The sequence below is a fragment of the Pseudoalteromonas sp. Cn5-37 genome (assembly GCF_021532495.1).
GTDB lineage: Bacteria > Pseudomonadota > Gammaproteobacteria > Enterobacterales > Alteromonadaceae > Pseudoalteromonas > Pseudoalteromonas simplex.
In genome coordinates, this window is record NZ_JAKGBA010000055.1 from 1 (window position 1) to 9,590 (window position 9,590).

Consider the following 9,590-nt stretch of genomic DNA (forward strand, 5'->3'; position numbering starts at 1 on the left):
TTAGGTGAAAGGTTGATTTACCTAAATCAATACCTATGACTTTTGCAACTGACATGATGGTTTCCTCCTGTAATAGCCAACACTATGAGTTTAGCTAATGGGTGGGGCGTACCATCTAATTAATGAGTTAGAGCCGACCAGTGGCTCTGTGCCAAAAGCGGACTTGGTACAAAAACAAAGGCACCTCATGTATCAAAAGGTGCCTTCTTATTTTGTTAAAAGTTGTTTTTATTTTTAACCGCTATAACTTGACCATTTTTTGCAATTTGGAAGTAAAGCTTATCTTCGTTGCTAGCATTAGATGCACTAACTACGTAGAAATTGTCTTCAACGCTAGCAATCGAAAGTTGCGACTTATCAATATTTTTCCATGACTCATCTAACTTACCAACTTCAAAACCAGCGTCTTTAAATGTCATCTTTTGAATATGTGTTGCAGCGATGCTAACAGCTTTCTGACCGCTGATGACACCATGATCTCCATGTGCCTGTACATTACTAGTTAGCAAGGCACCACAAAGCGCAACGATTGATATTAGTTTGTTCATTTTAGTCTCCATTTTGTATGAAATTCGTAAAGTTAAATTCGTTATTGTTTAAGGCCAATAACTTTGTATTGCCCTTTGACCATTAGCTGTATTGAAACTGGCTTGTCTGATTTGTTTTTCCAGTACCAGCCATGAGAGCCTTCAAATGGCGTGGTATAACTACCTTTCATTTCATTAGTAGTAGCAATAACATAGCTTTCAAAATATCCCGTTGTGTCACCTTCTGGCTCACCATGTAAATCGAAGTACAATGGAACACCATCGGTTAACCATTCATAAGTCATTTTTTCATGCTGCTTCATATAAAATTTATATTCGATGCCGCGTCCCGCAGGGACTGTCACTTCTATTGTTTGAAACTCATCCGTGCCTTTAGTTGTCTCTAATGACGTTGTTTCCACTTCAGCCGCTTGTGCAAGTGCTGTTAAACCTAACTTGTTTCCAATACCTGTCGGATCGATGTTGTACTCTGCTGGTAAGATAAAGGTAACCAGTGCAATAGCCGCGACAACGACTGCTGAAATACTCGCTTTAACGAGTGTTTTGGTACTAACTGTATGTTGCATAAAATTCTCTTTTATTTCTGTATTTCTATAAGTTAAAAATCGATTAAATGGTAAAGTAACCAGCAAGTTGTAAGCCCATCAACATCACACCAGCACTCATTAGTGCGGTATTTGTGACTGTCGAAAAGCGTTGAAATGAAGGCAGTTTTCGCCATGCATTTATCATGATCAAAATAAGTGCGAGCGCAGCAAATTGACCAAGTTCAACACCTAAGTTAAAGGCAATCAGGTTGGTAATAAGACCTTCATCAGCTAGGCTAAACTCTTGTAATTTGGTAGCTAAACCAAAGCCATGAAACAGACCGAAAATCAGCACCGCCCATTGGGTATTAGGCTGCCAATTAAAGCAAAGCTTAAAGCCACCTAGATTATCGAAGCCCTTATAAATTACGGAAAAACCGATAATGGCATCAATTAAATAAGCATTGACCTGTATGTCACTTAACACACCAAATAACAGGGTTGTACTATGCCCAATAGTAAACATGGTGACGTACAACAGTACGTCACGGCTACGATATAAAAAGAAGATAACACCGACTAAAAACAGCAAGTGGTCATAGCCCGTTATCATATGCTTAGCGCCTATATATAAAAACGGGATAAACTGTACTCCATTATTTTGCTCTAAAAATGCTCTGGTTTTATCATCGACTCCGTGAGCAAAAGCTTCGATACTGACAAGCGCTAACAGCGCAATCGTCAGATAAGTCAGTACTTTAATCATGTTACTTGGCATCTTGAGACTCCAATACTTCAACATCAGTCAAAATAGACTCCTTTTCTTTATGTAAAATTCTGTATAAGGCAGGGATGACAAACAGAGTCAAAATCGTTGACGAAATAATGCCACCAATGACTACTGTTGCCAGAGGCCGCTGAACCTCCGAGCCTATGCCTGTATTTAACGCCATAGGAATAAAACCTAATGAAGCAACGAGTGCGGTTGTTAACACAGGTCGAAGACGCGTCAGCGCACCATCAAAGATTGCTTTATCAAGTGCCAAACCATCTTTGCGCAGTTCTCTGATAAACGACACCATAACCAGTCCATTTAGGATGGCGATGCCCGATAAGGCGATAAAGCCAACCGCTGCCGAAATTGAGAACGGAATATCACGTAGTAACAGCGCAGCAATACCACCAGTTAATGCAAGCGGAACCCCCGTAAAGATGATCATGGCATCTTTAAACGAGTTAAGGGCGAGGATTAATAAACCAACAATCATGATTAAAGTGACAGGTACAACAATACTCAGGCGCTCTGAAGCGGATTGCAGTTTTTGGTAAGTGCCGCCATATTCCACCCAATAACCAGCAGGTACTTCAACGTTTTCATTAATGGCTGCTTGTATGTCTGCAACAAAACTACCTAAGTCCCTACCACGAACATTGGCAGTTACTACCAATCTACGTTTACCATTTTCACGATTTATTTGGTTAGCACCCGATATCAGCTCAATATCAACCAATTCTTTAAGTGGTACTGTATGTCCATCAGCCAACGTTATCGGTAAATAAGGTATTGAATCGATATCATTACGTTTGGACTCTGTGAGCCTTACTACAATATCTGAGCGCACATCGCCTTGATAAAACTTACCTGCAACTGTACCGCCCATAGCCATTGCCACTTGAGACTGTACTTGGCTAATACTAATACCAAACTGCATCAGTTTTTCACGATTTGGCACAAGATTAAGCATGGGTAAACCAGTGGTTTGCTCAACTTGTATATCTACGGCACCTTCAACCTGAGAGATTGCACCCTCTATCTCACTGCCTAACGTAGTCAACGTATCAAAGTCATCACCAAACACTTTTATCGCAAGTTCAGCTCTCACCCCAGCTAACAATTCGTTAAAACGCATTTGTATTGGCTGTAAAAACTCATATCGGTTCCCCGGAATTGGCTCTACTAGCGCGGCTAACTCTTCTACAACTTGAGTTTTTGTCTTATCTGGATCAGGCCACAACTCGCGAGGTTTCAGGATAATGAAGTTATCTGCGACACTTGGCGGAACGGCATCAGTTGCAACGTCGGCAGTGCCTATTTTGGCAAAGACGCGTTCAACTTCTGGCATTTGTTTAATTTTATCTTCTAAAGATTCCTGAAGCGCGATTGCTTGAGACAATGACGTACCCGGAATTCGCAGCGCGTGCATGGCAATATCACCTTCATCCAAATTAGGCGCAAATTCACTACCTAACTTAGTTGCCTGATAACCTGAGAAACCCACTAATACTGTTGCGGCTATAACAACGAACCAACGGGCTTTTAAAACCCAGTTTAAAGCAGGCTTGTAAAGAACAGTAGCACCACGAATTATTGGGCTATGTTTTTCTTTCACAGGCTTTTTAAATAACAAGGCAACCATAGCGGGTACAAAGGTAACCGATAACACCATAGCGCTAAGTAACGCGATAACCACGGTGATCGCCATCGGGTGGAACATTTTGCCTTCAACACCCTCAAGAGCAAAAATGGGTAAGTAAACAGCGGTGATAATAAACACGCCAAATAGCGCTGGACGTATGACTTCCTTTGTGGCTTCGAACACGAGTTCCATGCGTTCTTTTAGCGGCAGAGGTTTGTTTCCTGCTTGACTTAGCCTGCGAAGACAATTTTCCACGATAATAATGGCACCATCGACTAACAAACCAAAATCTAACGCGCCTAAACTCATCAGGTTAGCACTCACGCGAGTTTGTACCATACCTGTTACTGTCATCAACATGGCAAATGGGATCACTAAGGCTGTTAAAAATGCAGCCCTGAAATTACCCAGTAGCACAAAGAGTACAACGATAACCAATATCGCCCCTTCGATCAGGTTAAGCTGAACCGTTTGTAGCGTTTTATCTACTAATTTAGTGCGATCATAAACAGCAGTTGCGACTATACCTTCTGGTAAAGTGGCGTTAATTTCCTTGAGCTTTTCTCCCACGGCATGAGCTACTGTGCGGCTATTTTCGCCAATAAGCATAAATACCGTACTCATCACCACTTCACGACCATTTTGTGTAGCAGCGCCAGTTCTAAGCCCTTTGCCGTTTTCAATATCGGCTACGTCTTTTATATAAATTGATGAACCATCAAGCGACTTAAGCGGAATATTACCAATGGCAGTCATATCAGTAACCTGACCGGGCAGCCTTAACAACCACTGTGCGCCATTTTGCTCAATAAAGCCTGCACCTTGGTTTTGGTTGTTTTGCGAAATTGCATCAACCACATCGGCTTGTGACAGCCCAAAAGCAAGTAACTTTTCAGGTTTGAAAGCGACTAATATTTCACGCTCAAATCCGCCTATCGGGTTCACTTCTACTACACCCGGCACCCGCATTAACTGTGGTCTTATTGTCCAGTCATGTACGGTTCGTAAATCCGTTGGTGTAATAGGCGTGCCATCAGCATGTGTAGCATCAGGCTCAGCATCAACAGTGAACATGAATATTTCACCAAGACCTGTCGCAATTGGCCCAAGTTGAGGCTCTAAGCCCAGCGGTAACTCAGCGCGTGCCGCTGATAAACGCTCATTAACAAGCTGACGGGCAAAATAGACATCAGTATCATCACTGAATATTGCAACCACTTGAGATAGGCCATAACGAGAAACTGAGCGGGTATAGGTTAACCCCGGTAAACCCGACAATGCGGTCTCTAACGGAAAAGTTACCCTTTGCTCAACTTCTAATGGCGTAAACCCAGCCGCTTCGGTATTGATCATTACCTGCACATTGGTGATATCAGGCACTGCATCAATCGGTAGTTTGGTAAAATTCCATATACCCAAACCTGACACAGCTAACACCATCACCATGACAAGGAATTTGCGCTTTATTGAAAAGCGTAAAATTGACTCCAACATTTATACACTCCTAGTGATCGTGTGATGCGCCAGACTTTTCAATGTCGGCTTTTAAGATGTAGCTATTGTTGGTCACGTATTCGGTTCCCGCTTTTAGGCCACCTAATACTTCAATCCATTCGCCTCCAGTGCGGCCCAACTCAAGCATACGAACTTCATACTGCTCACCCACTTTGGCGTAAACAACAGTAAAGTCTCTAAAACCTTGTAAGCCAACACGCTTTACAGCCAGTGGCACATCAATGGTTGCAACTTCAATGTCAGCTTTTACGAAGCCGCCTTCGGCAAGGTTACGACCTTCTAATTCGACCCAAACTATTCTTGCCTGATCATCTCTCACGCTAGGTTCAATAAATGACACCTCACCTACAAGGGGGTCCTCATGACCTTCAATGTTTAACGTAACTGGCGTTTCCAGTTTAACCTTGGAATAATCCGAAGGATAAACCGCTAATTTGGCAATATGGCGATTAAGATTGGTAATGGTGAGTAAGGTTTTACCATTAGTTTGCTCACCCGCGTTTGCGAATAACTGGGTAATAACACCGTTAATGGGCGCTTTAATAACGTAGGGCTTAAGACTTTCATTACTTTCTACTGTGAATAGCGTTTGCCCTTTTTTAACAATTTCACCGTAATTGACGTGTAATTTGGTGATTTCACCATCGAAACGCGCAGCAATGTTTCGCTTAGCGTCCACAGGTAAACTTAATTTTCCATAAGCGGGTATGGTTTGATGAATTGTCGCAGGGCCTGCGATTTCAGTGTTGATTTCCATTGCATCGGCAACTGCCTGTTCAATTGTGGTGCGACCCTCGAAGTTGTCATATCGCCAATTGTACTTTTTACCCTGATAAGTTGCTTCAATGGCAACAACAAAAGAGTGAGGCTCATAAATCACCATATCACCGCGAAGAAAGTCACCTTGAGCATTGAAGTTAATATCATCAGTGCCATCGCCTAGGCGAATTAATTTTACGTTTAAATCGACATTCTTTGGGTCTATAGGTTGTCCATCATTTGTCGCCCAAACACGAAACTCTGGTGGCACACCAGTTTCAAAAATAGAGAGTTCAATGGCAAAATCACCATCTCGTAACATGCGCCCACGGTGTGGACCTTTCTCTGGTTCAGCTTGCTCTGCCGCAGGTGTTGATGCTGCAATAGCATTAGGTGCGACGACACCTGTGAATGAGATAATAATCGCCAAGCTCAATGACGACAGAATATTTTTATTTTTCATAAATTTACTCATGGTTTTACTCGCTATCACTAACGGGCACGCCAGTTAGGCGTTGAATTTCAATATGTTGTAAATGCAAAGATTGATAAGCATCAAGTAACTGATTTTGGGCGCTGAGCAGCTCTCTACGTATATCACTCCACTGGTTGTAGCTAAGCTTACCGATATCAAATGCCTGACTTGCTTCAGTCAATGCGGTTTCTAGTACGGGAATAATTTCAGCTTGAATCGTTTCAATGACATGGTGGGAATGCGCCATTTCTTGTAATAGCACATATAGCTGTGCATCCAGTTTCTGCATTAAGGCTTGTTGCTGAGTTGCCAGTACATCTTGTTTTGCGCGTAAGGCCGCTATTGTTCCTGCATTGCTATTGTCATTCCCCCAAGGAATAGATATACCCGCTACTAAACCAAAGTCATTTGTCGCTTCATATCGTCTCAATCCCGCAGTGAGTTGCCACTGAGGTTTTGCTTCAATGCGTGCAAGCTCCATTTGAGACTGAGCGATACGTTGTTCATTAACAAACTGCTGTATTTGTGGGACTTGCTTAAGCTTGATTAGCTGGCTTTCTACCGAGGGAATTTCCGGCTTAAGCATTAAATTCCCAGTTAATTTAAGCTCAGCCTGAGGCTTGCCCCATAAGGATGACAGTTGATAATGACTAGCTTTTAATTCGTGCTCTAAATCTTCTACAGCGAGATTTCTTCGAACCAGCTCGGCTTGAGCCAAGCGCATTTCAACATTGGAACTTTTACCCGCTTTTACTCTTTTGGCAATAGCGTCAACCACTTCCTGTGCCTGAGACACCGCTAATTGATTGAGTTTCAAGCGCTCTTGCTTTATCAAGATTTCAACAAACTGTTTAGCAACAATCGCAGATAAATCGAGGGCTTTTATTTTTTGCTCTACTATTACTGCATTTGCTTGGCTTTTTGCCGCATTAACTCTGCCATCAATTTGATCTTGTTGAAGCAACCAAGAGTATGTGAGCGTTGATTGCATACTTTGTAATGCGCTATGCTCACCTGTCCCTAACGCATCTTCAATCATTAAACCTATTTGAGGACGCTCTCCAATGCCAGCTTGCTCGATATTACCTTGCCACACAGCTTCTTGAGCTATCAAGGCTTTTAGCTCAGGATGACTTTGTAGAGTCATGGTCACAGCCTTGCTTAAATTTATAACCTGATGTGATGACTGTAATTGCTGCTGGGACTGCGCATTAGCCAAAAAGGGAGTTGATGTTACTAAACCAGCCCCCGTTGTTAAAACTAGACCAACAGCCAAAAACCGATTGCCGATCGGTTTTTTTCCGTTGCTTTTATAAAAATTAAATCTCATTCCATATCCTTAATTAATGGATGAAAAAAGTTTCGATAAAGTGATGAAAACTATCGACAGTGGATGCCGCTAGTACTGGCATAGTTGCCAATAATGCTAGAGTAATGATGATAGTAGTAAGTGACGGTTTATTAATTGGATTTAATAAACCCTCAACACGAAGACTCGTGTAATCATGTCCGAAGTAGCTAACAGACGCCTGATCGCAGTCCGTAGGAAGTGCTTTTTGAAGTCTAGCGACATCAATTAATGTCTGTGCGATATCAAGGTGGTCGTATTCTTTTGTGACCTCATTGTCGGCCATCTTTTCCGTCATTAAGACATATTGCTCGATTAGGGTTTGTTTTATACGTGACGGATAGAAGCTGGCAAGTGCCGTGAAAAGCACTTTAAATAACGGGTCTCTTGCCGTTACATGGGCCAGTTCATGATTAACGATGATATTAAGTTGTTCATCGCTAACTTGGGTTTGTAGTCCGGTTGATACATATATCTTGGGAGATATAAAACCTGTAGTAAAGGCAACAGGCACTTTAACAGGCATCAATAAATATTGATTGCCATTAGTCGTCCTAGCACCTTGTGCATCAGTAAAGCTTAGTAAACTCGATAATGCGATGGACTGTTTGGTTCTAACAAAGGTAGTCTTAGTTACGCGCCAAGCTAAATAGATTAGTGCTAAAAGTAAGGTTAACGCGTGCCAACTTGAAAAGCTAAAAATATCGATATGGTGCCAATGGGCAAAATCTTCGAACCAGCTTATGTTAAAAACTTTATCAAACCCTAACGAGTAAGGCATAAAGTAACCAATACAAGAAAAGGCTATCCACCAAGGTGCACTCACTAGTGACCACAATATAAACTTTTGACTATTAAAACTGACTTGTTTGAGTCTGAACAACACAAAACGAGATACGACAGCAACAGTTGCAATACCGATCACAAATGCAAGCACTGAAACACTGAGCAAATTTAGAACGATTGCCATATCTCCAACTAACATAATTAAGCCCGTTCCTTTCTTAGCTGGCGTTGTTTCTCGATCATTTTTTCTAATGTATCGAGTTGTTCGTCATTAAGCTGTGCCGAAGCAGAACTGAACGCAGCAATTAAGCTATTTTCACCATCATCAACAAAGTCACTGGTTACATTTGAAATAAGTTGAGCAATTAAGCCTTCACGATCTACTCTGGCTGAATAACAATACGCATGACCTTGTTTAGTGCGTTTAAGTAATTCTTTTTTAAATAACCTATCAAGCGTACTTTGGATAGTATTTAACGAATTACCACGAGCTAACCCCAGTACTTTATGTACTTGCTTTGCATCCGCCTCTTTGACATTCCAGAAATGTTGAAGCACTAATTTTTCTAGTTCACCTAATTGCATAACACTTTACTCTATTTAATTCGCTGGCTATATTGCCACAACAAAAACCGATAGGCAATCGGTTTTTAGATTTAAGGGTATTATATGGGTTGGCTAATAACTAAGTATTTGATCACCGCTACGGTCATTGTCGCGGCATCGGAGCTAGCAAAACGAAATGATAAACTAGGCGCACTCATAGTGGCCTTACCGACAGTCACAATTTTAGCCATGATTTGGTTATATGTTGAAAAGCAGCCGTCAGAGAAAATAGCCAATCATGCTTGGTACACTTTTTGGTATGTACTTCTCACATTGCCCATGTTTTTACTTTTCCCCATGCTGATGCAGCGCTACAGTTTTTGGCTATCGTTACTCATCAGCTCATTAATAACTGTAATTTGCTTTTGGCTGTTTTCTTTATTGCTGAAGCTGTTTGGAATAGATTTGCTTCCTTGAGGTTAACAGCAAGGTCCTTTGTTCACCCCACAGCTGCCATTAGAGTATTTACGTTAACGCGTAATGGGGCGTGCGACGTGAAGTCGTATGAAGCGCTGTTCACCGCTTAATGAGTGAACCATCTGTATCACCAGATGATCCTAGGAGCCTGAATAAAGTAGCGGCTCTGACAATGTAACGAAGGTTGGTATG

General features: G+C 41.8%; 9 protein-coding genes. 1 reads left to right on the forward strand and 8 read right to left on the reverse strand.

What is annotated here, in order from left to right; translation table 11 throughout:
- Window positions 1–215 precede the first annotated feature (215 nt).
- Genes L1266_RS21455 through L1266_RS21490 form a run of 8 tightly spaced genes read right to left on the reverse strand, consistent with a single transcriptional unit; the run spans window position 216 to window position 8,960 of the window.
- Window positions 216–548: a DUF6488 family protein gene (locus L1266_RS21455; protein WP_126873588.1), complete on the reverse strand. Its 333-nt coding sequence runs from the start codon at window positions 546–548 to the stop codon at window positions 216–218.
- A gap of 41 nt (window positions 549–589) precedes the next feature.
- Window positions 590–1,114 (reverse strand): hypothetical protein, encoded by a 525-nt coding sequence (locus L1266_RS21460; RefSeq protein WP_138534089.1) that lies wholly within the window; start codon window positions 1,112–1,114, stop codon window positions 590–592.
- 43 nt (window positions 1,115–1,157) lie between these two features.
- Window positions 1,158–1,853, reverse strand: a complete 696-nt coding sequence (locus L1266_RS21465; RefSeq protein WP_126873610.1) for a HupE/UreJ family protein — start codon at window positions 1,851–1,853, stop codon at window positions 1,158–1,160.
- Complete coding sequence (locus tag L1266_RS21470) at window positions 1,843–4,986, reverse strand: efflux RND transporter permease subunit (RefSeq protein ID WP_126873592.1); 3,144 nt, start codon at window positions 4,984–4,986, stop codon at window positions 1,843–1,845. The genes L1266_RS21465 and L1266_RS21470 overlap by 11 nt, the downstream gene beginning before the upstream one ends.
- Before the next feature lie 10 nt (window positions 4,987–4,996).
- Entirely contained in the window at window positions 4,997–6,229 is a 1,233-nt protein-coding gene (locus L1266_RS21475; RefSeq protein WP_126873594.1) for an efflux RND transporter periplasmic adaptor subunit, read from the reverse strand.
- A gap of 16 nt (window positions 6,230–6,245) precedes the next feature.
- Entirely contained in the window at window positions 6,246–7,571 is a 1,326-nt protein-coding gene (locus L1266_RS21480) for a TolC family protein (protein ID WP_126873595.1), read from the reverse strand.
- A 13-nt stretch (window positions 7,572–7,584) separates the two neighbouring features.
- Window positions 7,585–8,574 (reverse strand): M56 family metallopeptidase, encoded by a 990-nt coding sequence (locus L1266_RS21485; protein ID WP_126873597.1) that lies wholly within the window; start codon window positions 8,572–8,574, stop codon window positions 7,585–7,587.
- A gap of 2 nt (window positions 8,575–8,576) precedes the next feature.
- Window positions 8,577–8,960, reverse strand: coding sequence for a BlaI/MecI/CopY family transcriptional regulator (locus L1266_RS21490; protein WP_028834938.1), 384 nt, complete (start codon window positions 8,958–8,960; stop codon window positions 8,577–8,579).
- 84 nt (window positions 8,961–9,044) lie between these two features.
- Between L1266_RS21490 and L1266_RS21495 the strand changes: the two genes are divergently transcribed.
- The gene (locus tag L1266_RS21495) at window positions 9,045–9,398 is read left to right on the forward strand and encodes a DUF3147 family protein (RefSeq protein ID WP_130051661.1); all 354 of its coding nucleotides are present in this window, start codon (window positions 9,045–9,047) and stop codon (window positions 9,396–9,398) included.
- Window positions 9,399–9,590 lie beyond the last annotated feature (192 nt).